The organism is Pseudomonas putida, from assembly GCF_030159595.1.
In the GTDB taxonomy this organism is placed as follows: Bacteria; Pseudomonadota; Gammaproteobacteria; order Pseudomonadales; family Pseudomonadaceae; genus Aquipseudomonas; species Aquipseudomonas putida_AC.
Genome location: NZ_BSKJ01000003.1, coordinates 96110 through 121356, shown reverse-complemented (window position 1 = coordinate 121356; position 25247 = coordinate 96110). Strand labels below are relative to the sequence as shown.

23 protein-coding genes and 1 tRNA gene are annotated in these 25247 nt (G+C 61.3%); 12 read left to right on the top strand and 12 right to left on the bottom strand.

The window, feature by feature from the left end; translation table 11 throughout:
- Positions 1-81: 81 nt before the first annotated feature.
- Genes QQL85_RS07905 through QQL85_RS07885 form a run of 5 tightly spaced genes read right to left on the bottom strand, consistent with a single transcriptional unit; the run spans position 82 to position 3049 of the window.
- Positions 82-858, bottom strand: a complete 777-nt coding sequence (locus QQL85_RS07905; RefSeq protein ID WP_284355915.1) for a fimbrial biogenesis chaperone — start codon at positions 856-858, stop codon at positions 82-84.
- A 40-nt stretch (positions 859-898) separates the two neighbouring features.
- The gene (locus QQL85_RS07900; protein ID WP_284355914.1) at positions 899-1402 is read right to left on the bottom strand and encodes a Csu type fimbrial protein; all 504 of its coding nucleotides are present in this window, start codon (positions 1400-1402) and stop codon (positions 899-901) included.
- Between the two features lie 3 nt (positions 1403-1405).
- Complete coding sequence (locus QQL85_RS07895) at positions 1406-1939, bottom strand: Csu type fimbrial protein (protein ID WP_284355913.1); 534 nt, start codon at positions 1937-1939, stop codon at positions 1406-1408.
- An 18-nt stretch (positions 1940-1957) separates the two neighbouring features.
- Entirely contained in the window at positions 1958-2491 is a 534-nt protein-coding gene (locus QQL85_RS07890) for a Csu type fimbrial protein (protein WP_284355912.1), read from the bottom strand.
- A 30-nt stretch (positions 2492-2521) separates the two neighbouring features.
- Complete coding sequence (locus tag QQL85_RS07885; protein ID WP_284355911.1) at positions 2522-3049, bottom strand: Csu type fimbrial protein; 528 nt, start codon at positions 3047-3049, stop codon at positions 2522-2524.
- A gap of 255 nt (positions 3050-3304) precedes the next feature.
- Between QQL85_RS07885 and QQL85_RS07880 the strand changes: the two genes are divergently transcribed.
- Genes QQL85_RS07880 through QQL85_RS07870 form a run of 3 tightly spaced genes read left to right on the top strand, consistent with a single transcriptional unit; the run spans position 3305 to position 8432 of the window.
- Positions 3305-5554: an ATP-binding protein gene (locus QQL85_RS07880; protein WP_284355910.1), complete on the top strand. Its 2250-nt coding sequence runs from the start codon at positions 3305-3307 to the stop codon at positions 5552-5554.
- A 15-nt stretch (positions 5555-5569) separates the two neighbouring features.
- Entirely contained in the window at positions 5570-6031 is a 462-nt protein-coding gene (locus QQL85_RS07875) for a response regulator (RefSeq protein ID WP_284355909.1), read from the top strand.
- A 13-nt stretch (positions 6032-6044) separates the two neighbouring features.
- Positions 6045-8432: a response regulator gene (locus tag QQL85_RS07870; RefSeq protein ID WP_284355908.1), complete on the top strand. Its 2388-nt coding sequence runs from the start codon at positions 6045-6047 to the stop codon at positions 8430-8432.
- A gap of 111 nt (positions 8433-8543) precedes the next feature.
- Here QQL85_RS07870 and QQL85_RS07865 read toward each other — a convergent pair.
- A tRNA-Gln gene (locus QQL85_RS07865) sits at positions 8544-8618 on the bottom strand.
- A 275-nt stretch (positions 8619-8893) separates the two neighbouring features.
- Here QQL85_RS07865 and zapE point away from each other — a divergent pair.
- On the top strand, positions 8894-9964 hold the full coding sequence (gene zapE, locus QQL85_RS07860; RefSeq protein ID WP_284355907.1) for a cell division protein ZapE: 1071 nt from the start codon (positions 8894-8896) through the stop codon (positions 9962-9964).
- Positions 9965-10016: 52 nt separating this feature from the next.
- On the opposite strand, the gene QQL85_RS07855 is transcribed toward zapE, so the two are convergent.
- Together QQL85_RS07855 and QQL85_RS07850 are read right to left on the bottom strand one after the other, a co-directional pair.
- Positions 10017-10787 (bottom strand): SDR family NAD(P)-dependent oxidoreductase, encoded by a 771-nt coding sequence (locus QQL85_RS07855; protein WP_284355906.1) that lies wholly within the window; start codon positions 10785-10787, stop codon positions 10017-10019.
- 74 nt (positions 10788-10861) lie between these two features.
- Positions 10862-11563: a transporter substrate-binding domain-containing protein gene (locus QQL85_RS07850; protein WP_284355905.1), complete on the bottom strand. Its 702-nt coding sequence runs from the start codon at positions 11561-11563 to the stop codon at positions 10862-10864.
- A gap of 505 nt (positions 11564-12068) precedes the next feature.
- Between QQL85_RS07850 and gabP the strand changes: the two genes are divergently transcribed.
- On the top strand, positions 12069-13460 hold the full coding sequence (gene gabP, locus QQL85_RS07845; RefSeq protein WP_284355904.1) for a GABA permease: 1392 nt from the start codon (positions 12069-12071) through the stop codon (positions 13458-13460).
- 78 nt (positions 13461-13538) lie between these two features.
- On the opposite strand, the gene QQL85_RS07840 is transcribed toward gabP, so the two are convergent.
- Positions 13539-14009, bottom strand: coding sequence for an Lrp/AsnC family transcriptional regulator (locus QQL85_RS07840; protein WP_284355903.1), 471 nt, complete (start codon positions 14007-14009; stop codon positions 13539-13541).
- Between the two features lie 257 nt (positions 14010-14266).
- Between QQL85_RS07840 and QQL85_RS07835 the strand changes: the two genes are divergently transcribed.
- Complete coding sequence (locus tag QQL85_RS07835) at positions 14267-15493, top strand: diaminopropionate ammonia-lyase (RefSeq protein ID WP_284355902.1); 1227 nt, start codon at positions 14267-14269, stop codon at positions 15491-15493.
- A gap of 164 nt (positions 15494-15657) precedes the next feature.
- Here the strand turns inward: QQL85_RS07835 and QQL85_RS07830 are convergent, their stop codons facing one another.
- From QQL85_RS07830 to QQL85_RS07820, 3 genes are all read right to left on the bottom strand, one after another.
- Positions 15658-16962: an aspartate aminotransferase family protein gene (locus QQL85_RS07830; protein ID WP_284355901.1), complete on the bottom strand. Its 1305-nt coding sequence runs from the start codon at positions 16960-16962 to the stop codon at positions 15658-15660.
- A gap of 119 nt (positions 16963-17081) precedes the next feature.
- The gene (locus QQL85_RS07825) at positions 17082-18578 is read right to left on the bottom strand and encodes a CoA-acylating methylmalonate-semialdehyde dehydrogenase (RefSeq protein ID WP_284355900.1); all 1497 of its coding nucleotides are present in this window, start codon (positions 18576-18578) and stop codon (positions 17082-17084) included.
- A gap of 76 nt (positions 18579-18654) precedes the next feature.
- Entirely contained in the window at positions 18655-20001 is a 1347-nt protein-coding gene (locus tag QQL85_RS07820) for an aspartate aminotransferase family protein (RefSeq protein WP_284355899.1), read from the bottom strand.
- Between the two features lie 101 nt (positions 20002-20102).
- Between QQL85_RS07820 and QQL85_RS07815 the strand changes: the two genes are divergently transcribed.
- The 6 genes from QQL85_RS07815 (at position 20103) to dapA (ending at position 25216) form a co-directional block, all read left to right on the top strand.
- Complete coding sequence (locus QQL85_RS07815; protein ID WP_284355898.1) at positions 20103-21023, top strand: LysR family transcriptional regulator; 921 nt, start codon at positions 20103-20105, stop codon at positions 21021-21023.
- A 219-nt stretch (positions 21024-21242) separates the two neighbouring features.
- Complete coding sequence (locus QQL85_RS07810) at positions 21243-22079, top strand: transporter substrate-binding domain-containing protein (RefSeq protein ID WP_284355897.1); 837 nt, start codon at positions 21243-21245, stop codon at positions 22077-22079.
- Positions 22080-22132: 53 nt separating this feature from the next.
- Positions 22133-22954 carry an amino acid ABC transporter ATP-binding protein gene (locus tag QQL85_RS07805; protein ID WP_284355896.1) on the top strand — a complete coding sequence of 274 codons (822 nt, stop codon included), beginning with the start codon at positions 22133-22135 and terminating at the stop codon, positions 22952-22954.
- Positions 22955-22964: 10 nt separating this feature from the next.
- On the top strand, positions 22965-23636 hold the full coding sequence (locus tag QQL85_RS07800; protein WP_284355895.1) for an amino acid ABC transporter permease: 672 nt from the start codon (positions 22965-22967) through the stop codon (positions 23634-23636).
- 10 nt (positions 23637-23646) lie between these two features.
- The gene (locus QQL85_RS07795) at positions 23647-24312 is read left to right on the top strand and encodes an amino acid ABC transporter permease (RefSeq protein WP_284355894.1); all 666 of its coding nucleotides are present in this window, start codon (positions 23647-23649) and stop codon (positions 24310-24312) included.
- 28 nt (positions 24313-24340) lie between these two features.
- Entirely contained in the window at positions 24341-25216 is an 876-nt protein-coding gene (gene dapA, locus QQL85_RS07790) for a 4-hydroxy-tetrahydrodipicolinate synthase (RefSeq protein ID WP_284355893.1), read from the top strand.
- Positions 25217-25247: the final 31 nt, after the last annotated feature.

The window sequence follows — 25247 nt, the reverse complement described above, 5'->3', positions numbered from 1 at the left end:
CGTCATCGCCGATAGCCATTTCACACACGGTTTCCAACCATTGCCGGGTCCTCCCTGGCCCCTGCACTGCATTCAGTTGGCTCATTGGCCTTGGCGGATGGCGTCCGCCGAGCCCTGGCCGTTGACCCTGCCCTTGAGCACGCTGGCACTGCCGGGCGCCACCGGTGCCGGCCAACGCATGCTGGCACCGGGTAGCACATAGCCCAGCAAGCCCTCGGCCAAGGGTTTGCTCTGGCTACCTTGCTGCACCACCACATCAGTCAGGCGCGCATGCACCGGGCCCGTGTTGCGCAGCTCAACGTAGGGCTTGCCCTGCACGGTCACCGAGCGCCAGCTGAGCTGCGGCTTGCCCACGCCCTCGGCATTGCGCTTGCCCTCGGGGTCAGCCTTGCCCCACAGCCCCTCGCCGTAGACGAACAAAGGCACCGAATAACGCATTTGCAGACGGATGGCCGCAGTAGCACCGGGCTCAGCCTTGTCGACAGGGATGGCGGGCGGGATCTCATCGATGATGATGCGGTAGGCCTGCTCCTGGCCGGCTGGCGAGGGGCCGGTGCGCGTCAGGCGGATCAGCTGCTTCTGCCCTGGGGCAATGTTGGCCACTGGCGGGCTGCCAATGATTTCGCGCTGCGCCTGGAACTGTTCCTGGTAGTCACCCTGGCGCCAGGCGAACACGCGTACCTGCAAGTTGGCCGGCGCTGTGCCGCGATTTTCCAGCCACAGGGCACCGGCCTTCTGGTCGGCCTCCAGCACCGGGTCGATCGGCCAGATCAGCACCGAAGTCGCCGCCCCTGCCGGCAAGCTGGCCAGCCACAACAACCCGATCAATCCATGCGCCCACTTCGCGCCTTCCCGCATGCAGCTCTCCTTAGACACTTGTCGTTGCTGGCGCTGGCGTCTACCAGGTCACCGTCACTTGCACCACATCGGTGTAGATCCCTGCCGGCAGCGTGCCGGTCAGCTGGACCCGCCCGTACACCGGCAGCTTGATCGCCGTCGGGTCGGAATAGCTCACGGCCACGCTCTGGCCGATCCCCAGGCTCTGGCTGAAGGCCGCGTCCCGGTACAACTGGTAGGCCAGCACCTGTGTCCCGCTCGCACGCTTGAGGTTGCGTGTGCCGCTGGCACTGTTCTGCCCCCCGTCAAGGCTCATGCTCATGGCCACGCCTGGCGTGCACTGGAACGTCACCGTGTTGCCACCCAGCGAGGTGCTGAGGGTGCTGGTGGACAACGCTGACTGCGTGCCATAGTCCAGTGCCCCGTAGGTGGTGACGCCGCCCATCACCAGGCAGCCGGCAACGATTTGTGCCGTCACGGTGAAGGTGCTGGTAGTCACTGCACTCAGCGGGGTGGCCAGCAACAAGCCGGTACCTGTCAGGCCCCACGTCAACCAGCGGCGCATGGTTCAGAACGACAGCTCAACCGAAATCGTGTCGGTGTAGGTCCCGGGTGGCAAACCGGCCTTGCCCACCGCCCTGCCGTAAAGGTTGACCGTCTGGGCCGCGCCAGTGCTGGTTGGCAACGTGATGGTGCTGTCGATCGCCAGCAAGTTCGAAGCGCCAGCGTCGGTATAGAGGTCGTAGGGCACAAAATTGCCCGCGCCATCGGCAAGGGCCCTCGTCCCCCCGCTCGACTGGCCATCATGCAGGCCTGCGCGCACCTTGATCACAGGTATCGCACCCGCCGAGCACAGAATGCTCATGGCACCGCCGCCACTGCGCTGCACCTGAGCATTGGCGTTGGTGAACAGGGCATCCACGGTGCCGAAGTTCAGAGCGCCGAAATTCAGCCCCGATGTAGCCGAACCGCCGTTGACCTGGCACGCGGCAGTCAGGGTCAACGTCGAGGTGATGTTCCCGGTCACCGTGGCGGCCTGGGCTTGAGAGGCCAGCGCCAGGCCGAGGCCTGCGAGCATGCAGCATGAAAGGTTCGTTCGCATCGGAGTCTCCTTGCGTGGTTACCAGTCCAGGGTCACTCTGAGGGTGTCGCGGTACAGCCCGGCCGGCAGCGCGCGGGGTTGCGCCACTACCACACCGTAGATGGGAATCGGGATCTGCTGGGCGCTGTTGATGGTGAAGGCACGCGCCTGGCCGATGACGTAGCGGCTATTGCCGCCCGGGTCGACGGCCAGTTGATAAGGAATCAGCTCGCGACCATTGCTCAGGCGGCGAATACCATCATTGCCATTCAGGCCACCATTGATCCGCACGTTGAAGGCCCGTACCTCGGGCGTGCAGCTGATCTGCAGGCTGCCCTCGCCGCTCACTTCGTCAACCCGGCTACGCAGCGGCTGGTCCCAGTTAGGGCCGCGCTCGCCAAAGTCCAGTACACCCGGGTTGCCCAGCACGGCCGGTTGCGTCTCGTTGCTGCTGATCTGGCAGGCCGCGCTGATCACCAGCCGCGCCTGGATGAAACCGGTGGTGCTGCCATGCGCTGCGCCAGGTACCAGCAGTGGCCCTAGGGTGAGCAACAGGATCGAAGTGCGGTTCATGGCATCGCGTCCTTGTGCATGGTGATATCCCTACCAAGTGACCGTGACTTTGAGCAGGTCGGCGTACAGCCCTGCATTCGGCACCCAGGCCAGTTTGTCGATACGCGCGTACAACGGCAGCTCGACCGAGCCGCTGCCTGGCACCCGTGCCGACTGGGCCTCCCCCACCACCAGCGGTTCGCGCCAGGCAGCATCGCGGTATAGACGGTAAGGAATGGGCCGGGCCGTACGGTCGTCACTGGCCAGGTAACGCAACTCGCCAACGCCGCCATGCTGGCCGCCATCGACACGCACTTGATAAGGGGTGTCCGGGTTGCACTCCAGGCGCGGCGGGCGCTGGCTCAGCAGTACGCCGCTCAAGGGCGTGCCAGGGCCGTCCAGGCGCGTGGTCGCACCCAAGTCGATCCGCCCCAGCGCCTGAGCTCCCGCATCGCGTGTCTGGGTGACCAGCATGCAGCCGCGCTGCACCAGTACCCGCACTTCCACGAGAAAATCCGCTGCCACGGTACTGCCGCTGAACAACAGGCCCAACAGCGCGGCCACCAAGCGCTCCGTCACCTTATTATCCTTATTGAAACTGCCTGATCTGAGCGTAGCAGCGAGGCAGCCCAACCGTGGTGGCATCAAGCCATTTTTTTGTATTAGCGATAAAGCGATACCGCCCCGTCAAAAAAAATCAGCCCTGCGTAGAACCCCTCGCCACCCAATGCCTCAAATGGCCAGAGGCCGGTAAAACTGCCTACTATTCTGATAGGGTGAAACAACCTCATCCTGTGTCATGCATGGACGGACAAGACAGGAGCGGTTTCATTGATGACTGCAGACAACACGCTGGCAGAAGCCATGGAACGCTGTGCCCGGGAACCCATCCATGTGCCGAGCAGCATTCAGCCCCACGGTTTCCTGCTGGTGCTGGATGCCACCGACCTGTGCGTGTTGCAGGCCAGTGAAAACGTCGAGCACTGGCTGGGCTTGCCGGCCCGGGAGCTGATCGGCTGCCACTTCGCGCACCTGGTCAGCGACGGCTTCGACTTGCGTGCACAGCTCGCGCGGTTACCCGATGATGAGATCTTCCCTTTCCACATCGGTGACGTGCGCTTGCGCCAAGGCGCGCCGTTCAGCAACCCGTTGCACCTGCTGGTGCACTGTCACGACGACGTATTGGTCGCCGAGCTAGAACCCCCACGCCTGCCGCCGGACCTGGCCGGGCAAGGCGACTACTACCCACTGGTGCGCAGCTTCGTCGGCAGCCTTCAGCTAGCCAGCAGCCTTGAAGACCTGCTGCAGCAAACCGTGCTGCAACTCAAGCGCATCACCGGCTTTGGCCGGGTCAAGGCGTACCGCTTCGATGCCGATGGCAATGGCCAGGTGCTGGCCGAGGTGGCCGACCCGGGCTATCCCCGTTACCTGGGCCTATGCTTCCCGGCGGCAGACATCCCACGCCAGGCGCGCGAGCTGTACCGGGTCAACCGCATCCGCGTGATTGAAGACGCCAACTACCAACCCTCCCCCCTGCTACCAGCCACCAACCCGCACACCGGCAAGGCACTGGACATGAGTTTTGCCGCACTGCGCAGCGTGTCGCCGGTGCACCTGCAATACATGCGCAACATGGGCACGCTGGCCTCGATGTCGTTGTCGATCGTGGTCGACGGTGAGCTGTGGGGGCTGGTGTCCTGCCACCATCAGCAGCCGCGTGCGGTGGACCTGCGTACCCGCACAGCCAGCGAGCTGCTGGCCAGCGTGCTGTCGCTGCAGATCGAGTCCCGCGAGGCCCATGCCAGCACACGCAAGCTGCTGGCACTGCGCCAACACATCGTGCGCATGATCTCGTCCATGGCCGACCACGACAGCGTCAGCGACGGCCTGCGCGACCTGCCCCATGTGTTGCTGGCCTTTGCCGGTGCCCAGGGTGCCGCCGTGATCTCGGCCGAACGCTGCGACCTGATCGGCAAGACCCCGCCAGAGGCCCAAGTGACCGCGCTGGTGCACTGGCTTGGCCTGCGCGGCGCAGACCCTGTGTTCCACAGTGATAACCTGCGCCGTGACATCACCGACCTGCCTGAACTGGCCGCCCATGCAGGCGGTGTGCTGGCGGTGGCCATTTCGCAGATCCACTCGCACTATCTGCTGTGGTTCCGCCCCGAGCAGGTGCGCACAGTGAATTGGGCTGGCCAGCCGACCAAACAGGCCGGGCCGCAAGGCACCCTCGACCCGCGGCACAGCTTCGAACGCTGGCAAGAGGAACTGCGCGGCCACTGCGAGCCCTGGGACCCGCTGGTGATAGAGGGCGTGATGGAACTGCGCAGCGCAGTGCTTGGCATTGTGTTGCGCAAGGCCGAAGAGCTGGCGCAACTGGCAGGCGAGTTACGCCGCTCGAACAAGGAACTTGAAGCATTTTCTTACAGCGTGTCCCACGATCTGCGCGCGCCCTTGCGGCACATCGCCGGCTACACCGAACTGCTTGGCGAAATCGAAGGCCAGGGCCTGAGCGAACGCGGCAAGCGCTTCCTTCAGCATATCGGGGAAGCGGCGCACTTTGCTGGCAGCCTGGTGGACAACCTGCTCAACTTCTCGCAAATGGGCCGCTCGGCGTTACGCCTGTCCGATGTCGACCTCAACGCACTGGTGGACGCCATTCGCAGCGAACTGGCCCCCGACTACGAAGGCCGCGCAATCGTTTGGGACATCGCGGTGCTGCCCAAGGTGATTGGCGACCCGGCGTTCATCAACATGGCGTTGCACAACCTGATCGCCAATGCCATCAAGTACACGCGCGGCCGTACGCCTGCGCACATCGGCATCAGCGCCGTGCAGCACCCTGGCGAGATCGAAATCTGCATCCGCGACAACGGCGTGGGCTTCGACATGGCCTATGCCAACAAGCTGTTCGGCGTGTTCCAGCGCCTGCACCGCATGGAAGACTTCGAAGGCACCGGGATTGGCCTGGCGAGCGTGCGCCGCATCATCGAGCGCCATGACGGCCGGGTCTGGGCCAATGGCCAGATCGACCAGGGCGCCAGCTTCCACTTCACCCTGCCGCGCCACCCTGCGACCACCTGAGGCACCGCTATCACCATGCTCAAACCCATCCTGCTGGTCGAAGACAACCCAAGGGACCTGGAGCTGACGCTGCTGGCCCTGGAGCGCAGCCAGTTGGCCAACGAAGTCATCGTGCTGCGCGACGGCGCCGATGCCCTGGACTACCTGCTACGCCGCAATGCCTATGCCGATCGCGACGACGGTAACCCTGCGGTACTGCTACTTGACTTGAAACTGCCCAAGGTCGATGGCCTGGAAGTGCTCAAGGCAGTTCGCGCCACGGCCGAACTGCGCAGCATCCCCACCGTGATGTTGACCTCCTCGCGGGAAGAGCCCGACTTGCTGCGCGCCTACGAGTTGGGGGTGAACGCGTATGTGGTCAAACCGGTGGAGTTCAAGGAATTCGTCGCCGCCATCTCCGACCTCGGGGTATTCTGGGCAGTACTTAACGAACCGCCACCCGGCTCACTGCGGCTGAACCGTCGCGGTAGCAATTGAGGCCGCCGCAACAATGCAGCAATCGCCGTTGAAAATTCTGATGGTCGAAGACAGCTCGATGGACGCCGAGCTGACCCTGATGCGCCTGGAGCGCAGCGGGCTGAATGTGCAGCACCGGCTGGTGTTCGACCATGTGGGCGTCGAACATGCGCTGCGCGAGGCCCACTATGACCTGACCCTGTGCGACTGCGTGCTGCCGGGCTCGTCCGGCACCGAGGTGCTGGCCATCGCCCAGCGCCTGGCGCCAGACATGCCGTTCATTTTCCTGTCCGGTATCTACGGCGAAGAGCACGCGGTGGAAATGATCCGCCTCGGCGCCACTGACTATGTGCTGAAGAAGAACCTGCCACTGCTGCCCAAGGCCGTGCGCCGAGCGCTGACCGAGGTGCAGGAGCGCCAGCGCCGGCGCCGCGCCGAAGAGGCCCTGGCGGATGTCGAGGCCCGTGCACGTATCGCCATCGACGCCGCCGGCATGGGTACCTGGGACCTGCGTCCACAAGAGGGCCTGCTGCTGTGGGACGACCGCTGCAAGACGTTGTTCGGCCTGCCAACCAGCACCGAAATGAGCCTTGACGTGTTCTACGCCGGCATCTACGCCGACGACCTGCCGCTGGTGCGCGAGGCGGTGGAGCACGCCATGCGCCCGGAAAGCGGTGGGCACTACCGGGTCGAGTTTCGCATCGCCCAGCCCAATGGCCTGGAGCCGCGCTGGTTGCTCAGCAGCGGCCAGAGCCAGTTCGTCGACGACCGGTGCGTGCGCTTTTCGGGCGTGCTGCAAGACATCCACACGCAGCGCCTGGCCACCCAGGCGCTGCGCCAGCTCAACGAGATGCTGGGTGAGCGAGTCGAACGCCGCACCCGCGAGCGCGACCGCGCCTGGGAGCTGTCACAGGACTTGCTGGCGGTGCTGAACAAGGACCTGACCCCGGTCGCGCTCAACCCTGCCTGGGAAGCCAGCCTGGGCTTCTCCCGCGAACGCCTGAGCCAGTCGTCCCTGCTGCATCTGCTACCCGAGCCCGACCAGGAGCTGCTGCTCACCGAGCTGGCCGCCCTCTCCCATGGCCGTACCAGTGCCCGTTTCGTCGGACGAATTTTGCATGCCAGTGGCAATCAGCGCTGGCTGTCATGGGTGGTGGTGCCCGAAGACACCCTGCTGTATGTGGTGGCGCGCGACATTACAAGCGAGCGCGAAGCCGCTCTGGGCCTGGCGGAGGCCAACACCCGCCTGCGCGAGCAGATCAACGAGCGCGAACGCATCGAGGCGGCGCTGCAACAAATGCAACGGCTGGAAGCGGTCGGCCAACTGACCGCCGGCGTGGCCCACGACTTCAACAACCTGCTGACGGTGATTCTGACCGGCGCCAGCTTTCTGGAGCGCGACCTGGCCAAGGCTGACCTGGACAAAGCCCGCACGCGCCTCACACACATCCGCGAAGCCGGCGAGCGTGGCGCCAAGCTGACGTCGCAGCTGTTGGCATTTTCCCGCCGTCAGCGCCTGGAACCCGTACCGCTGAACCTCAACCGAACCCTGGCCGGCCTGGAAGAGCTGTTGCGCCGCACCTTGGGCGGTAACGTCTCGGTACGCCTGGACCTGGACCCGGCCCTGTGGCAGGCCCTGACCGACCCTACCCAAACCGAGATGATCATCCTCAACCTGGCGATCAATGCACGCGACGCCATGCCCGATGGCGGCCAACTGACCCTGACAACCCGCAACACCCGCATCGATACTCGCCCGCAACGCCCGGAAGACCCGGAGCCGGGTGAGTATGTGATGCTGAGCATTCGCGATACCGGCTGCGGCATGAGCGAAGACGTGCTGGCCAAGGTGTTCGAACCGTTCTTTACCACCAAGGACATCGGCAAGGGGTCTGGCCTGGGCCTGGCCCAGGTGTTCGGCTTCGCCAAACAGTCCGGAGGCGGCGTGCGCATCGACACCGTACCTGGCCGTGGCACGCAAGTGGCGGTGTATCTGCCGGCGGTCAAGGAGCAGGCCATGAGCGAACCGGTCGTACCGTTGCTCAGCCAGTCGGTCAGCGACAGCGGCCACGACCGCACGGTGCTGCTGGTGGATGATGACCACCTGGTGCGCGACATGCTGGGCGATGTGTTGCGCCAGTACGGCTACCAGGTGCGCCAGGCGCACAGCGGCGAACAGGCCCTGGCCCTGCTGGATGGCGAGATCGACCTGCTGCTTACCGATTTCGCCATGCCTGAGTTCAATGGCGCACAGTTGGCGCTGGCCGCCCGTGACCGCTACCCGCACCTGCCGGTGGTGTTTCTTACCGGTTACGCGGAGTTGCAGGGGCTGGAGTTACCAGGCAGCGTGGTGATCCAGAAGCCCGTGCAGGCGGATGCGTTGGCCAGGGTGCTGAATGAAATGCTTGGGATTGCAAAGTAGTTGAGAGCGGCACAAGGCTGCTCTACAGGCATCGCGCAAAAAACACGAAAACGAAAAAACCCAGCGCTCATCTCTCTAAGCACCGGGTGATAGACGTTTGAATCTGAAAAATGGCAGGGGCGGCTGGATTCGAACCAACGCATGGCAGGATCAAAACCTGCTGCCTTACCGCTTGGCGACGCCCCTGTATCGGATGCAGCGTTTGCTGCTCTGACAATTCCAACTGAGTGACAACTGGGTTGTTGTCTTGGAATGCGCGGCACTTTAACAACAAAGTTTTGATCTGTGAAGCCCCTGATGAAAAAAAATTGCCATAAAACAGCGAGTTAGTCATTTTCACCCGCGCTGATGCCAGACCTATCGCACGAAGTGATCATTGCCCGTCACTTTCTGTATTGGTCAAAATGGCCGCCCTCGGGCAAGCTGCACGCTGCCCTGCCATCGCCCAAGGAGCTTTGCATTTGTCTGCCTGGATCCCCGCCCCACTTCGCCAGCTTAGCCAGCGCCTGCGTGGTGCCGAAGCCAACCAGAGCGAGCTGCTCGACGGGTTCGAGGATAAAGCCCGTAACCGGGGCTACCAACTGAGTGACGGCCAGCGACGGGTGATCCATTGCATGGCCGCGCAGTTGGCGCAGCTCGAACACGGGCAACCACGCAGCCTTTACCTGTACGGCTCGGTGGGACGTGGCAAGAGCTGGCTGCTCGATGGCTTTTTCCAGGCGGTGCCACTAGACGCAAAGCTACGCCTGCACTTTCATGACTTCTTTGCCCGCCTGCACCAAGGCATGCACCGCCACCTGGCGCTGGACGATGCACTGGGCGCCACCCTCGACGAACTGGTCGGCGATTGCCGGGTGCTGTGCTTTGATGAATTCCATGTGCATGACATTGGCGATGCCATGCTGCTCACCCGGCTGTTCAACGCCTTGTTCGCCCGTGGCGTGCTCCTGCTGGTGACCTCCAACTACGCCCCCGAAGGCTTGCTGCCTAACCCGCTGTACCACGAGCGTTTCCTGCCAGTGATCCGCCTGATAAACAGTTCAATGGAAGTGTTGGAAGTTGGCGGCGATACAGACTTTCGCAGCCTGCCGGCCAACCGCGAGCACCAGCGTTTTACCCGAGGCCACTATGTATGGCCAGGGACGGCGGAGCAGCGCCAGGCGCTAAACGTACCGGACCAGCAGCCGATAATGCTGGAAGTGAACAAACGTCCGCTGCGCGCGCTGGCCATTGATGGCCGGCGGGCGGTGCTTGGCTTTGACGATTTGTGCGAGAAGGCCACGGCGGTCATTGACTACCTCGTGCTGGCCGGACAATACGATGAATGGATCATCGATGGGCTGGATGATCTGGCGGAGTGCTCACTGGCGGCGCAACAGCGCTTCGTCAATTTGGTGGATGTGCTGTATGACCAGGACCGACAGGTGACGGTGATTGGCAAACGGCCGCTGGAAGAGAGCCTGGGCGGGCCGCTTGCCGACCTGATGCGTACCCGCAGCCGGTTGGGGCAACTGCATCAGGTAGGCCCTTAGCACAGTATTGCCTGAGCGAACCCGGGCAAATCCGTCAAATGCCTGACCGCAGTTATCGGATGTAACTGCCCCCGTTGACGTCCAGCGTTGCGCCATTTAGCGACGCCTGGGAGGGACGCAACGTAAACGCAACCAGCTCAGCCACTTCTGCAGGAGCGGCCATTCGCCCCACCGGAATATCCGACACTGCCGCTGCTTCACCGTGTTGTGCGACGAACTGCTCAGCCATGTCGGTACGCACCCAACCTGGCGCGATAGCCACCGCTACCACACCATCAGCAGCCACGCTGCGGGCAAGGGATTTCGTCAGGTTGATCAACGCAGCTTTGCTGCTGCCATATGGCAAGGCATCCGCAGCGTAGCCGCGCTGAGCCGCACGACTGGCCATGTTGATGATTCGTCCACCGCCGTGAGCACGGTAGTGCTGGACGGCTTCGCGGCTGAGATCGGCGGCAGCAAAGAAGTTGACCTGAAACTCACGACGCCAAGCCGCGCGCCACTGTGCCGAGTTGACCTCCAGCGCAATTTCAGTGCGGATGCCAGCGTTGTTCACCAGGCCATGGATACGGCCACCACTCAGCTCAAGTGCTGCGTGCCAAAGCTGTTCTGGCCCAGCCTCATCACTCAGGTCGCCCTGTACGATCCAACCATTACCGCCAATGCGCTCGAGCAATGCGCGGGCGCCCTGCTCGTCGCGACTGTAATGAATGATCGGGCGTGCGCCCTCGGCTGCCAACTGCTCCACGATCGCGGCACCAATGCCGCCAGAAGCACCGGTCACCAGTACGGTCTGTCCTGCCAGGGGGCGTGTCGGGTCACACATCTGTTATCACCTTCTTGTTTCAAGAACGGGAAATGCTGCCCGCTTCAGAATCGCGGACAGCATGCCAGGGAATGCTATTTGGCAGCATTGGCCTCGTTTGAAGCCTTATCGACCAATTGCTGGATATCACCGGTATCGCGTTTTTGGCGCAGGTAGATATTCAGCACTTCCAGGTCAGCAGGCGAAATGTCGCGCCGCACACCGAACGATACGCCCTGTTTGGCCAAGGCCGGCTTAGGCAGAATCTCACGCGTCCAGGTAGGGTTGGCCATGGCAAACAAGTGGTTGGTATCGCTGGCGTCTACCAGTACGTCTGCACGTTTGGACATCACTGCAAGTCGAGCTTCATCCATGCCTGGCAAGCGCATGATCTTGCCGTTATGGATCACCGAGGAAATGGCTTTGTCCTGTGCGGTGCCCGACATGACGGCGAAGGTCACTTCGGGCTTGTCGAGGGCCGAGATGTCCTCTTTCACATCAGCAAGTTTTGGATTGTCCTTGTTCACCAGCAGCGACACCTGGTAGTCGGTTGCCGGTACGGTGAAGGCGACAGCCAGGGCTCGCTCAGGCGTCTGGTTCAGCGCCATGGCCAGGTCCCACTTGTTACTCTGCAAGCCGGCCACCAGGTTGTCCCAGTTGGTATCGACGAACGCTACCTTCACCTTCAGGACCCTCTCCCCAAAGTCTCGGCACAGATCGACAAAGTAGCCGCTGTACTCACCCGTCTTGGCGTCGCGCATCACATAAGGCGCGGCTACCGCCGCACCACAGCGCAACTCTCCTGCCTTTTGAATACCTTGCCAAACAGACGTTTCCGCAGCCTGTGCAGCGGACTGGGCCAATAGCGCGCCACACAGGCTTGCGCCAACGAAGAGACCTTTCAGATACGACGGGACCGGAAGAACCATTTCACACCTCACTGATATTCATTGTTTTTTGGCAGGAAGGTACGGCACTTTCTTGCATGCCTGCTTGTGTGCATGACTGCACTCACAATAAAAACTATGATGGAGGCTGTCAACAGCACTGCACTGTAGCGACCAAGCCATTTGAGATTCTTCCGTCACCTCAAGTGCTAAGCGCCAGAAAACTCAAAGGGTGCGTCAAATATTGGTGAGTGTTTGTAAAACATAGCGTGAGAAAAAATGGATTTAACTCAACAATTATTTCGCCCCAAGCTTGGCGCGAGCGCTTTCCCTCACCGCACGAACGCTTTCAGTGCGTCGGAGCCCGCCTGTTGTACGGATTAGAACGCCCCAAGAACAAATAATGAGTCTATCCATGTCAAATACATCACTCGCTCCAGGTTTGAAGCAGCGCCATGTCACCATGCTGTCGATTGCCGGCGTCATCGGTGCAGGCCTGTTCGTCTTCTCCGGACATGCCATTGCCAAGGCAGGTCCCGCCGTCATCCTTGCCTACATCTTTACTGGCGCACTGGTCGTGCTGGTCATGAGAATGCTGGGCGAAATGGCGGTCGCATCACCCGATACGGGCTCTTTCTCAACCTATGCGGACCGGGCTATTGGTCCTTGGGCCGGCTTCAGCATCGGCTGGCTCTACTGGTGGTTCTGGGTACTGGCCATTCCGTTGGAAGCCATTGCGGCAGCGAACATCGTCCACACCTGGGTGCCGGCCATCGATACCTGGATCACAGCCTTGGCCGTCATTGTGCTGCTGACCTGCTCCAATTTCTTCAGTGTCGCCCGCTACGGTGAGTTCGAGTTCTGGTTCGGCCTGATCAAGATTGTCGCCATCATTGCCTTCATTACGCTGTGTGCAGCTGCACTGATGGGGCTGCTGCCCAACCGTGAAGTCAGTGGCATCGGGCAGCTCATGGCCGAGCACGGCGGCTTCGCACCGAACGGATTCTCTGCAGTCATCGGCGCCATGTTGACGACCATGTTCAGTTTCATCGGTGCCGAAGTGGTGACCATCGCAGCCGCGGAGTCGAAGAATCCCGCACGCCAGATCACGCGCGCCACCAACTCGGTGGTATGGCGTATCTGCGTCTTCTACCTACTGTCGATCCTGATGATCCTGTCTGTCGTACCCTGGAACGATCCGCGCCTGCCAGAAGTTGGCTCGTTCCAGCGCGCGTTGGAGATCATGAACATTCCAAACGCCAACCTGGTGATCGACATCGTTGTTTTGCTGGCGGTCGCCAGCTGCATGAACTCCCAGGTATATACCGCCTCGCGCATGCTCTACTCGCTGGCCAAACGCGGTGATGCGCCGCGGCTGTACAAGTACACCACCAAAGCGAACGTCCCGCTCGCAGCGGTGGCGGGCTCGACGGTGATCGGGATTGCGGCAACCTTCATCAATTACTTCGCACCTGAAAACGTATTCAAGTTCCTGCTTTCTACGTCCGGCGCAGTTGCCCTGCTCGTCTACCTGGTTATCGCCGTCTCGCAGCTGTGCCTGCGCAAGAAGCTGATGGCCGCAGGCAAGCTGCCAGCGTTTCGCATGTGGCTGTTCCCGTGGCTGACCTGGGCAGTGATCCTGTTCATCGGCGGGGCACTGATCAGCATGTTCTTCATCCCGGCCTATCGATCGGAGATCACAGCCACTGGGCTGCTGGCCGTGATGATCATCTGCCTTGGCGTGATCCACGAAAAAAGGACCCATACCCTGCGGTTAAAATCACGGGCAACGTGCAGCATGGTCTGAACCAGCGGTAACGGGTAGCAGGTAGGTTCAGCACCACTGCACAGGGGCAACGACAATTGCCCCCGCCTCATTCCACGCTCAACCTTCCAGATCGGTCGGCACAGCGAGCCCGGTTTTGACATTGCTCATTGAAACCAGCGTCTTGAAGCGCTTGACGTTGTTGCTTTGAAAAAAGAGCGACCGGGTCAATTGCGTGTACTGCTCCATATTCCTGACCAGCATGATCAACACAAAATCGCACTCCCCTGCCACGTAGTAGCACTGTTGAACCTGCGGACACGCCATGAAAGTCCTTTTCATTTCGTCCAGCAGCTCCAACCGCTCACTTTCTACCTCGACCTCAGTTATGACGGTCAGCACATAACCCAGGCTCGCAGGATTCACCTGCGCCACCGTGCGCTGAATGACCCCTGCGCTGCCCAACTTCTTCAATCGCCGATTGACCGCCGCAGAGGAGAGACTCACCTGCTCGCCAAGATCGATCTGTGATGTTGTTGCATCGCGCTGGACTGCTTTCAGCAAGGCACGGTCAAACGAATCAAGGCTCATGTTCAGCTCGTAATAGATCCAACGGTTCAAGCGATCAGACGCAATAAAAATACGCAAACAGGTAAAAAATCAAGCTTTCATGCACCTTCAACGGAATATCATTTTGGGGTGACCACAGAACAAGAACGCGAAGTTGCGACCTCCGCCCTTCGCACTGCGGAGATAAAAGTGAGCAATGTGCCTGGCTTGCATTTACTTGTGTCTGCTGGTGATTACCCGCGGCAGTGGCCCCACGCTGCCTGCCATTGGAGTCCGAAATGTTGTTAGCGAACCCGAACGTAACCCGCCAACCCTACCCTGATGATCTGAAGCAGATCATGAGCATTGCCAGTGCCGACGAAAGCCGTCAGTGGCTTGGCCAATGGTCGAGCATCAATGCCAATGGCACTCCGCTGTATAACCTGCCAAGCCTTGCCAGTGAGCTGGGCGTCGCCCAGGTATTGGTCAAAGATGAATCGGTGCGTTCGCAACTGGGCAGCTTCAAGGCGCTCGGCGCCCCGATCGCCTTGGTGCGCCTGATCATGCGTACCTTTGCCGAGCGCCAGTTCAACGCTACAGACCTGTTTGCCGGCAAGCATGCAGCCGAACTGGCCCACTTCACCGTCATCAGTGCTACTGATGGCAACCACGGACGTGCATTGGCTGCCGCAGCCCAGAGTATCGGCTGCCGCTGCGTGATCGTGCTGCATGCCCACGTCAGCGTCGAGCGAGAAACCGCCATCGCGGCCTATGGCGCACAAATCGTGCGCATCACCGGCAACTATGACGAATCTGTCGAGGAAGCGGCCAGCCTGGCAGAGCGCAACGGCTGGCTGGTCGTATCTGATACCGCCTACGAGGGCTATCAGGATATCCCCAGGGATGTAATGCAAGGCTACGGCACCATTCCCGCCGAGATCATTGAAGACCTGCAAGCACAAAGCACCCCACGGCCGCCGTTTACCCATGTATTCCTCCAAGGCGGCGTGGGCGGCCTGGCAGCGGGTATTGCCAGCTACCTGTGGGAGCACTTTGCTGAGCAACGCCCTACCTTCATCGTTGTCGAGCCGGCGCAAGCGGACTGTCTTTATCAAAGCGCAACGTCCGGCAAAGCAGCGAAGGCAACCGGCTCGGTGGATTCCGTGATGGCAGGCCTGGCTTGCGGTGAAACCTCCCCTCTGGCTTGGCAGTTCCTGCAGCCGTGCGTCGATTTCTTCATGACCATCGAGGATGACGAAGCCGTGGCATCGATGAAGCAACTGGCTCAAGGCAGCCAAGAAGACATTCCGCTGGTGGCGGGTGAGTCGGCGGTAGCAGGCCTCTCTGCCCTGACCCGACTGATGCACTCCCCCCGTTTGGCTGCCGACGTCGGGCTGGATGAGCAATCGCGCGTGTTGCTGATCAGTACCGAGGGTGCAACGGCCCCTGGCGTTTACGAAAAACTGGTGGGCGAGTCGAGTGACTCGGTACTGAAGCGTCAAGTGGACTGGCTATCCCGCACCTGATGGCCGCCCTGAACTTTACCAAGCAAGCGCAGCAGAAAGGTGCGGCGCCGATGCAAAAGCCAAAGCCAGGCTAAGCCTGGCTTTGGCTTTCAGGAATAAAAGGCCGCCCAGCGTGAAGGCGGCAAATGTCTCAAGCCGAAGCCTTCGACAGGGGTGAGAAGCTGTCAGCTCAGCACGCAACCGATGACCTCATCCAGTATGGCGATACCGGCCTCGACTTCTTCAGCGGTAATGATGCAAGGCGGCGCGACGTGGATACGGTTCTCGACCACGAACGGCAGCAGGCCGCGCTCCATCAATCTGTTCTTCAGCGCAAGCATGGTCTGTGCAGCCAACGGTGCACGGGTGGCCTTGTCGCTGACGAACTCCAGAGCCCAGAAAGCACCAACGCCACGGACTTCGCCAATGGCCGGATGACGCTGCTGCAGTTCACGCAGACGCGGGCCCAGCTGCTTCTCGCCAATTTCATGGGCGTTCTCGACCACACGCTCTGCGCGCATGGTGTCGATCGACGCGACGATCGAGGCCATGGCCAGCGGGTGACCGGAGTAAGTCAGGCCACCCGGGAAGAAGTGGGTGTCGAAATAGGTGCTCAGTTGCTCCGAGATCACCACGCCACCCACAGGCACATAACCGGAGTTAACGCCTTTGGCAAAGGTGATCAGGTCCGGCACCACGCCGTAGTGCTCGAAGGCGAACCACTTACCAGTGCGGCCGAAGCCGGCCATCACTTCATCGAGGATCAGCATGATGCCGAATTCGCTGGCCAGTTGGCGCACCCCCTGCATGTAGGCGGCCGGGGTCACCAGCACACCGGCAGTACCCGGCAGGCTCTCAAGCAGAATGGCGGCGATCGAGTTCGCGCCTTCGCATTCGATCACACGACGCAGGTGACGCAGGGCGCGCTCGGTTTCTTCGGCCTCGGTCTGGGCGTTGAACTCGCTGCGGTACAAGTACGGGGTGAAGAAGTGCACATGGCCCCGGGCGTACTCGTTCGGCACGCGGCGCGGGTCGCCGGTGGCAACGATGGCCGAACCGGTGTTGCCGTGGTAGGAGCGGTAGGACGACAGCACCTTGTCGCGGCCAGTGAACAGGCGCGCCATGCGGATCGCGTTTTCGTTGGCGTCGGCGCCACCGTTGGTGAAGAAGACCTTCTTGAAGCCGGCTGGGGCCTGCTCGATGATGCGCTTGGCGGCTTCGCCGCGCATCAGGTTAGCCGTTGCCGGGGCGATGGTGGTCAGTGCGCCGGCCTGTTCCTGGATAGCCGCGATCACCGCCGGGTGCTGATGACCCAGGTTGGTGTTGATCAGCTGGCTGGAGAAGTCCAGGTAACGCTTGCCGTCGTAGTCCCAGACCGTGCTGCCCTCACCGCCGGCAATGACCAGGGGATTGAGTGTTCCTTGGGTCGACCACGAGTGGAATACATACTCACGATCAAGATCTTTCACGTATTGATTGGTAATCGCCATGATACTTATCGACCTGCTAATGAAGTGAGCCAGACGCTTGAAGGATGACGAACGCCTGCGCCATCGCGGTTCTCCGTCAGAACAGTGAACGACGCAGGCATTCGAACCAGGGGCTTGCCTTAGCTGTTGCTAGGGAAAGCGAATTGAGCGGCCTCATGGCTGGTGCGTTTTGGCCAACGCTGGGTGATCGCCTTCTTGCGGGTGTAGAAGCGCACACCGTCCGGGCCGTAGGCGTGCAGGTCGCCGAACAGCGAACGCTTCCAGCCGCCGAAGCTGTGGTAGCTCACCGGGACCGGCAGCGGTACGTTGACACCCACCATGCCGACCTCGATCTCGTCGCAGAACAGGCGCGCCGACTCACCGTCGCGGGTGAAGATGCAGGTGCCGTTGCCGTACTCGTGGTCATTGATCAGCTTGATCGCCTCTTCCAGGCTGTTCACACGCACGACGCACAGTACCGGGCCGAAAATCTCTTCTTTATAGATGCGCATTTCCGGGGTAACACGGTCGAACAAGGTGCCGCCCACGAAGTAGCCGTCTTCGTTGCCAGCCACTTTGAAACCACGGCCATCGACGACCACTTTGGCACCGGCAGCGACGCCGTCATCGATGTAGCCCAGCACCTTGTCACGCGCAGCAGCAGTGACCAGCGGGCCCATGTCCAGACCGCAGGAGGTGCCGGCACCGATCTTCAGCGCTTTGATCTGAGGTTCGAGTTTGGCGATCATGGCGTCTGCCACCTGGTCACCTACGCACACGGCCACAGAGATCGCCATGCAGCGCTCGCCGCACGAACCGTAGGCGGCGCCCATCAGCGCGCTGACGGCGTTGTCCAGTTCGGCATCCGGCATCAGCACCGCGTGGTTCTTGGCGCCGCCCAATGCCTGGACGCGCTTGCCGCGCTTGGTGCCTTCGGCGTAGATGTACTCGGCGATCGGGGTGGATCCAACGAAGCTCAGTGCCTTGACTTCAGGCGCCTCGATCAGCGCGTCCACCGCTTCCTTGTCACCGTGCACCACGTTGAGTACGCCTTTGGGCAGGCCGGCTTCGTGCAGCAGTTCGGCGATCAGCAGGGTCGAGCTTGGGTCGCGCTCGGATGGCTTGAGGATGAAGCAGTTGCCGCAGGCGATGGCCAGTGGGTACATCCACAGCGGCACCATGGCCGGGAAGTTGAACGGGGTGATGCCAGCGACCACGCCGATTGGCTGCAGGTCGCTCCAGGCGTCGATGTTCGGGCCCACGTTGCGGCTGTATTCGCCCTTGAGGATTTCGGGCGCGGCACTGGCGAACTCCACGTTCTCGATACCGCGTTTGAGCTCACCGATGGCATCTTCGATGGTTTTGCCGTGCTCTTCGCTGATCAGCTGGGCGATACGCTGCTCGTTCGCCTCCAGCAGCTGCTTGAAGCGGAACATCACCTGCGCGCGCTTGGCAGGTGGGGTGTTGCGCCAGGCCGGGAAGGCAGCCTGGGCAGAGTCGATGGCCTTCTGTACGGTGGCGCGGCTCGCGAGGCCCAGCTTGTGGATGGCCTGGCCGGTGGACGGGTTGAACACATCCGTGGTGCGCGCGTCGTCAGCGATAGGCTCACCATGGATCAAATGCTTGATAGTTGCCATCTTCTTTCCTCGAGCTTGGTGACAAGCTGTCTAGTTGCTGTATTAAGGAAGCTCCCGTCGTGCGAGAGCGTGCCGATCAGTCGATGCCGTGCAGGGCGTGGCCCACGGCATCGAACAGACGATCCAGTTCCTGGGGTTTGGTATTGAACGTTGGGCCGAACTGCAGGGTGTCGCCGCCAAAGCGCACATAGAAACCAGCCTTCCACAACGCCATGCCCGCCTCGAATGGGCGAACCAGCGCATCGCCATCGCGTGGCGCGATCTGCAACGCGCCGGCCAAGCCGCAGTTGCGGATGTCGACGATGTGCTTGGCACCCTTGAGGCCGTGAATGGCTTTCTCGAAGTGCGGTGCCAGTTCCGCCGACTGCTGAACCAGGTTGTCCTTTTCCAGCAGGTCCAAGGTAGCCAGGCCGGCTGCGCAAGCGACCGGATGGGCGGAATAGGTGTAACCATGGGCGAACTCGACCGCATACTCGGGAGATGCCTGGTACATGAAGGTGTTGTAGATCTCGCTGGAGGCAATCACGGCCCCCATCGGGATGGCGCCGTTGGTGACCTGCTTGGCGATGTTCATCAGGTCCGGGGTGACACCGAAGTACTCGGCTCCGGTCATGGTCCCCATGCGCCCGAAGGCGGTGATCACCTCATCGAAGATCAGCAGGATGTTGTGCTGGTCGCAAATTTCGCGCAGGCGCTGCAGGTAGCCCTGTGGCGGTACGATCACGCCTGCCGAGCCAGACATTGGCTCTACGATGACGGCGGCGATGTTGGCGGCATCATGCAACTCGATCAGCTTCAACATTTCGTTGGCCAAGGCCACGCCGCCCGTCTCTGCCGCCCCCTTGGTGAAGGCCAGGTCCGGTTGCAAGGTGTGTGGGAGGTGGTCGACATCCATCAAAGGGCCAAACATCTTGCGATTGCCACCGATGCCACCCAGCGACGTGCCGGCAACGTTCACGCCATGGTATCCACGGGCGCGACCAATCAGTCTGGTCTTCTGCGGTTGACCTTTCAGGCGCCAGTAAGCGCGGGCCATCTTGATGGAGGTGTCGGCGCTCTCCGAACCTGAGCCAGTGAAGAACACATGGTTGAGCTTGCCCGGTACGAGGCTGACAATTTTCTCAGCCAGCTGAAACGACAGCGGGTGGCCATACTGAAACGCTGGCGCGTAATCCAGTGATACCAGTTGCTTGGCGACTGCGTCAGCGATCTCCTGCCGGGAATGGCCCGCTCCGCAGGTCCACAAGCCTGACAGGCTATCGAATACTTCACGGCCGTGCTCATCGATCAGGCGATTACCTTTGGCACCTACGATGAAGCGCGGGTCTTTCTTGAAGTTCCGGTTGGAGGAAAACGGCATCCAGTGCGATTCCAGCTGGAGGCCGCTGGCCAAGGAGAGAGGTGTCTGCAAGGCCTGGTTCATGACGGTAATCCTGAGCGTGGAGTGATGCGCCTAGCTTGTGCTGGATTGTCATGTGCGATAAATCTCTATTTTCTTGTATTCAGTTATCGGAAAACTCACGCATGACCAAGAAGACACCCCTGCATCAGGTAAGTGATTTTGATCTAAGGCTGTTGCGGGTATTCAAAACCGTCGCGGAATGCGGCAGTTTTTCCGGTGCCGAAAGCGCGCTGGGCATTACCCGGTCGGCCATCAGCTTGCACATGGGCGACCTGGAAAAACGCCTGGGGATGCGCTTGTGCCAGCGGGGTCGAGCAGGCTTCGCCCTCACCGACGAAGGCCGCGAGGTACTGCGCGCCAGTGAAACCGTGCTGGTGGCCATCGAAGGTTTTCGCAGTGAAGTGAACCAGATGCACCAGCAACTGCGTGGCGACCTGAACGTCGCGATCGTCAACAACCTGGTCACTCAGCCAAAGATGCGCATCACTCATGCGCTCAAAGCCGTGCGGGCCGAGGGCAGCGGCGTGCGCATCAACCTGAGCATGAGCACCCCTGGCGAAATCGAACGCGGGCTGCTGGATGGCCACCTGCATGTGGGCGCAGTACCGCTGATTTCGCCCCTTTCCGGCCTCGACTACAGCCTGCTCTACGAGGAACGTTCGAACCTGTATTGCAGCCACGAACATCCACTGTTCGCACATGCCGCCAGCGTCACTGACGAGCAGTTGGCGCAGGCCGACGCAGTCGTCCCGACCTACCGCATGACAGCCGAGGCAATCGGGCTGCACCAACTGCTCAACTTCGCGGCTTCGGCGACTGACCGCGAGGGGATTGCGTTCCTCATTCTCACCGGCAGCTACATCGGTTTTCTGCCCGATCATTACGCCGCGAGTTGGGTGGAAAAAGGGGTGATGGCTCCGCTTGACCCCGGCCGCCTGTACTTCGACGCCAAGCTCGCCATCGCTACCCGCAAAGGGCGCAGGCCCAACATGATCCTCGAACGCTTTCTCAACGAATTGCAGCTGACCGGCAGCCCCGCCTAGCACTACCTCCCCCTCTTTTCACAAAAGCGTCCCCAATCACTTTGGCAGGTGAGCGGGGACGCTTTGCTTCAAAAAATTCTTTCCAGCGTGTTGACAGGTTGCGCGATGTCGCAATAGCCTGAATGCATTGCTGCACACATTGCGGCACTCAAACAAAAATACAGCGATTCGTTTGCTTGCTCTTCTGCCTACAAAAACAAATTACCGGAGAGACTCAACATGGCACGGTCCCTTTCACGCAAAGTCAGCGCCAGCGTTGCATACCTTGCTGCTGCCCTGGCGCTGTTGTCGCAACCTGCGGCTCACGCCGACACGCAAACCTGGCAAAGCGTCCAGAAAGCCGGCGTACTGCGTTGCGGCGCAGCCGTCGCGGCACCCTATGTGATGCGCGACCCGGCCTCCGGCCAGTACAGCGGCTATTTCGTCGACCTGTGCCGGGACTTCGCCGAGAATGTGCTCAACGTCAAAGCGCAATTCGTCGACACCAGCTGGGACAACCAGGTGGCCGGCCTGCAAAGCGGCAAGTGGGACATGGCCATGGCGCTCAACATGACGCCAGAGCGTGCAAAAGCCGTGGCCTTCTCGACCCCGGCCACTGACTACCAGGTTTCGTTGCTGATCAACGAGAAGAACCCGAAGTTCAGTGGTGCCGGTAACGCCATCACTGATTTCGACAAACCAGGCGTCACCATTGCGGTCATCTCCGGTACCGCCGCCGACAAGGCCGTCAGCGCCGCCATCAAGAACGCCACGCTGATGCGCCTGCCCGGCTCCGACGAGACCCGCATGGCGCTGATGTCCCGCCGCGCCGACGTGCTCGCCGACGCCAACGACACCAACCACCTGTTCGCCATGGCCAACAGCTGGGTCAAGGAAGTGCTCCCTGTCCCCGCCATGGCCAAGCAAGGGGTGTCCTTCGCCCTCGCCCATGACACACCTGCTGCAGACCTTGCCCAGCTCGATGCCTACCTGACACAGCGTCGCGAGTCGGGCGAGATCGACAAACTGGTAGACAAGGCCTCCGCCGAAATCATCGCGGGCGGCAAAGCCCAGTAACTCCAGCTGACAGACAGAGGGCCCGGCAGAGGGCCTCTCCGGAGACGACTGTAATGACCACGCCTCATTTGGTGGCTTCCCAGCCACAGGCTTCGCTCATCCCGAATTCAGACATGAACGGCAATTTCATCCAACTGCGCAGCGTGCGCAAAGCCTACAGCGAGCAGCTGGTGGTCATGGACCAGATGAACCTGGACATGCGTGCCGATGATCGCCTCGTCATCATCGGCCCGTCTGGTAGCGGCAAAAGTTCGTTGCTGCGCGTTTTGATGGGGCTGGAAGGCATCCAGGGCGGCAGCATCCAGTTCCAGGGCAAACCCTACATCGACGGCGCACGCAAACAAGGCAAGCCTCTGGACGAGGCCTTGCACAAGCAGATTGGCATGGTGTTCCAGCACTACACACTGTTCCCGCACCTGTCGGTACTGGGCAACCTGATCCTGGCCCCCGTCAAGGTCCATGGCCTGAGCAAGGCTGAAGCGACTGAAAAAGCCCGCGCCTACCTCGCCCGTCTCGGCCTGGAAAGCAAGCTCCATGCTTACCCTTCCCAACTTTCAGGCGGCCAGAAGCAACGCGTGGCGATTGCCCGTGCACTGATGCTCGAACCCCGCCTGATGCTGTTCGATGAAGTGACCTCGGCGCTGGACCCGGAAATGGTCATCGAAGTGCAGAACGTGATGATGCAACTGGCCGAGCAGAAGATGGCGATGATCATCGTCACCCACGACATGCACTTCGCCCGCCACATCGCCACCCGCGTGGTGTTCTGCGCCAACGGCAAGGTCGTCGAGCAGGGCCATCCCGAACAGATCTTCACCCAGCCCAAGGAAGCCCGCACCCGCGAGTTCCTGGAAAAGGTCGTGCATTTCGATTGAGGGCACTGCCATGAACTACCAATTTGACTTCCACTTCCTCAGCGGCAGCCTCCCGGCGCTGCTCGACGGGCTCAAGGTAACGCTGGAACTGGCACTGGTCTCGAACCTCATCGGCCTGACCTGCGGCTTCCTGCTGTGTTTGATGACCTTGAGCCGCTGGTTCTTCGTGCGCTGGCCGGCGCAGCTGTTCATCGAGTTTTTCCGCTGCACGCCAGCACTGCTGCAGATCGTCTGGTTCTTCTATTGCGTGCCGATGCTGTTCAACGTGTTCATCGACCCGATCGCCATGGGCTTCCTGGCCCTGGGGCTTAACCTCACCGCGTTCAACGCCGAGGCTTATCGGGCTGGTGTGCAAGCGGTGCCACGCGAGCACCTCGATGCCTCCATCGCGCTGGGGCTGAAGTCGTGGCAGCGCACGCTGTATGTGATTCTGCCGCAATCATTGCGCAGCGCCCTGCCGGTGTTGATCACCAACGGTATCGGCACCCTGCAACAAAGCGCGCTGGTCGCCATCGTTGCAGTCGCCGACCTGATGTACATGGGCAAGAGCCTGGCCACCGAGGCCTACCGCCCGCTGGAAACCTACACCCTGATCGCCCTCATCTACTTCGCCTTGTCGCTGCCGATCGCGCAGTTGGTGCAGTGGTTCGAGCGTCGCCAGGAACTGGCCGGACAGCGCTGAGGAGATAACCATGCCACTCGATTTCTCGGTTGTACTGGGTTACTGGCCAGTACTGCTCAAGGGCCTGGCCCTGACCCTGGCGTTCACTGCCGTCTGCGGGCTGCTGGGTAGCCTGCTCGGCTTCGTGGTCAGCATGCTGCGCCAGGTCAAGCTCAAGGTAGTGCGCCTGCCATTGACGCTCTATGTGGAGTTTTTCCGCGGCACGCCGCTGCTGATCCAGCTGTTCTGGGTGTTCTTCTGCTTCCCGGTCGTGTTCGGCCTGGATATCCCGCCGTACGTCTCGGTGCTGATCGCCCTGACACTGTTCATGGGCGCGATCACCAGCGAAACGTTCCGCGGCGCACTCAAGTCGATTGCCAGCGAACAACATGACGCCTGCACCGCCCTGGGGCTCACTTCGAAGGTCAAGGTGCTTTATGTGATCTTCCCTCAGGCCCTGTTGCGTGCCGTACCCCCACTGCTTTCAAACGTGGTCAGCCTGTTCAAGGAGAGCGCGCTGATCTCCTCGGTGGGCGTCGCGGACCTGATGTTCGTCGGCCAGAACATTTCCAACAGCACCGCACGCCCAGTCGAGTTCCTCTCGGCGGTGGCGGTCATTTACTTCCTCGTAGCCTTCCCGCTGACCCGTCTGGTCGGTGTGGTCGAAGGGCGCTTGCTGCGCCGCTACGCCTACTGAAACTCCCTTGATAACCTGGAGAACACCCATGAAACTCAATGGCATCCTGCCCGCACTGGTCACCCCGTTCGACGCTGCTGGCAAAGTCGACCACGACACCCTGGCCTCGATCCTCGAGCACCAACTCAACGCGGGTGTCAGCGGCTTTGTTCCGCTGGGTTCGACTGGTGAATACTACGCCCTGACCAATGAAGAACGCCGCCAGATCCTGGCTACCGTCAAGGAAGTGGTCGCTGACCGCGGCACCCTGATCGCCGGTGCCAACGGTTCGTGTACGCGTGAAGTGCTGGAGCAGATCAAGCAGACCGTCGACGCTGGCTACACCAACCTGCTGATCGCCCCGCCGTACTACGCGCTACCCTCCCAGGAAGAGCTGCTCGCCCACTACAACACCATTCTCGCGACCTTCCCCGAGATCAATGTTGTGCTCTACAACTACCCAATCCGCACCAACGTCGAAGTGGGCATGGACGTGATCGCCGCCCTCAACGATCACCCCCGTGTGATTGGCATCAAGGAAAGCAGCGGCAACCTGTTGCGCGCCATCGAGATCGGTGAAAAATACAAGGGCATCCAACTGTCCTGCGGCTCGGACGACCAGGCCCTGGACTTCTACCTGTGGGGCGCCAGCAGCTGGATCTGTGGCCCGGCCAACATCTTCCCGGAGAAGGTCGTGGCCTTCCACAAAGCCTTCACCAGCGGCGACCTCAAAGGCGCCCAGGCCGTCATGCGCAGCCTGTTCCCCGCCATGGCCAACCTGGAAAGCGGCAAGTTCGTGCAGAAAGTGAAGTACGGCACCGAGCTGGCTGGCTTCAAGGTCGGCAACGCACGTGCACCGTTGCTGCCGTTGACCGAAGAAGAGAAAACCGAGTTCCGCAAGGTGTTCGAAGCTTCGCAGCAGTAAGGCTACACGGGGCCGCCCTGCGGCCCCTTCG

Excerpts from the sequence above, each read along its gene's own strand:
- QQL85_RS07810 (WP_284355897.1), top strand. The coding sequence starts at position 21,243 with ATGGCACGGTCCCTTTCACGCAAAGTCAGCGCCAGCGTTGCATACCTT.
- QQL85_RS07835 (WP_284355902.1), top strand. The coding sequence starts at position 14,267 with ATGTTGTTAGCGAACCCGAACGTAACCCGCCAACCCTACCCTGATGAT.
- QQL85_RS07855 (WP_284355906.1), bottom strand. The coding sequence starts at position 10,787 with ATGTGTGACCCGACACGCCCCCTGGCAGGACAGACCGTACTGGTGACC.
- QQL85_RS07805 (WP_284355896.1), top strand. The coding sequence starts at position 22,133 with ATGACCACGCCTCATTTGGTGGCTTCCCAGCCACAGGCTTCGCTCATC.
- QQL85_RS07895 (WP_284355913.1), bottom strand. The coding sequence starts at position 1,939 with ATGCGAACGAACCTTTCATGCTGCATGCTCGCAGGCCTCGGCCTGGCG.
- QQL85_RS07905 (WP_284355915.1), bottom strand. The coding sequence starts at position 858 with ATGCGGGAAGGCGCGAAGTGGGCGCATGGATTGATCGGGTTGTTGTGG.
- QQL85_RS07875 (WP_284355909.1), top strand. The coding sequence starts at position 5,570 with ATGCTCAAACCCATCCTGCTGGTCGAAGACAACCCAAGGGACCTGGAG.
- QQL85_RS07900 (WP_284355914.1), bottom strand. The coding sequence starts at position 1,402 with ATGCGCCGCTGGTTGACGTGGGGCCTGACAGGTACCGGCTTGTTGCTG.
- dapA (WP_284355893.1), top strand. The coding sequence starts at position 24,341 with ATGAAACTCAATGGCATCCTGCCCGCACTGGTCACCCCGTTCGACGCT.
- QQL85_RS07880 (WP_284355910.1), top strand. The coding sequence starts at position 3,305 with ATGACTGCAGACAACACGCTGGCAGAAGCCATGGAACGCTGTGCCCGG.
- QQL85_RS07840 (WP_284355903.1), bottom strand. The coding sequence starts at position 14,009 with ATGAGCCTTGATTCGTTTGACCGTGCCTTGCTGAAAGCAGTCCAGCGC.
- QQL85_RS07825 (WP_284355900.1), bottom strand. The coding sequence starts at position 18,578 with ATGGCAACTATCAAGCATTTGATCCATGGTGAGCCTATCGCTGACGAC.
- QQL85_RS07800 (WP_284355895.1), top strand. The coding sequence starts at position 22,965 with ATGAACTACCAATTTGACTTCCACTTCCTCAGCGGCAGCCTCCCGGCG.
- QQL85_RS07890 (WP_284355912.1), bottom strand. The coding sequence starts at position 2,491 with ATGAACCGCACTTCGATCCTGTTGCTCACCCTAGGGCCACTGCTGGTA.
- QQL85_RS07870 (WP_284355908.1), top strand. The coding sequence starts at position 6,045 with ATGCAGCAATCGCCGTTGAAAATTCTGATGGTCGAAGACAGCTCGATG.
- QQL85_RS07830 (WP_284355901.1), bottom strand. The coding sequence starts at position 16,962 with ATGGCGATTACCAATCAATACGTGAAAGATCTTGATCGTGAGTATGTA.
- QQL85_RS07795 (WP_284355894.1), top strand. The coding sequence starts at position 23,647 with ATGCCACTCGATTTCTCGGTTGTACTGGGTTACTGGCCAGTACTGCTC.
- QQL85_RS07820 (WP_284355899.1), bottom strand. The coding sequence starts at position 20,001 with ATGAACCAGGCCTTGCAGACACCTCTCTCCTTGGCCAGCGGCCTCCAG.
- gabP (WP_284355904.1), top strand. The coding sequence starts at position 12,069 with ATGTCAAATACATCACTCGCTCCAGGTTTGAAGCAGCGCCATGTCACC.
- QQL85_RS07815 (WP_284355898.1), top strand. The coding sequence starts at position 20,103 with ATGACCAAGAAGACACCCCTGCATCAGGTAAGTGATTTTGATCTAAGG.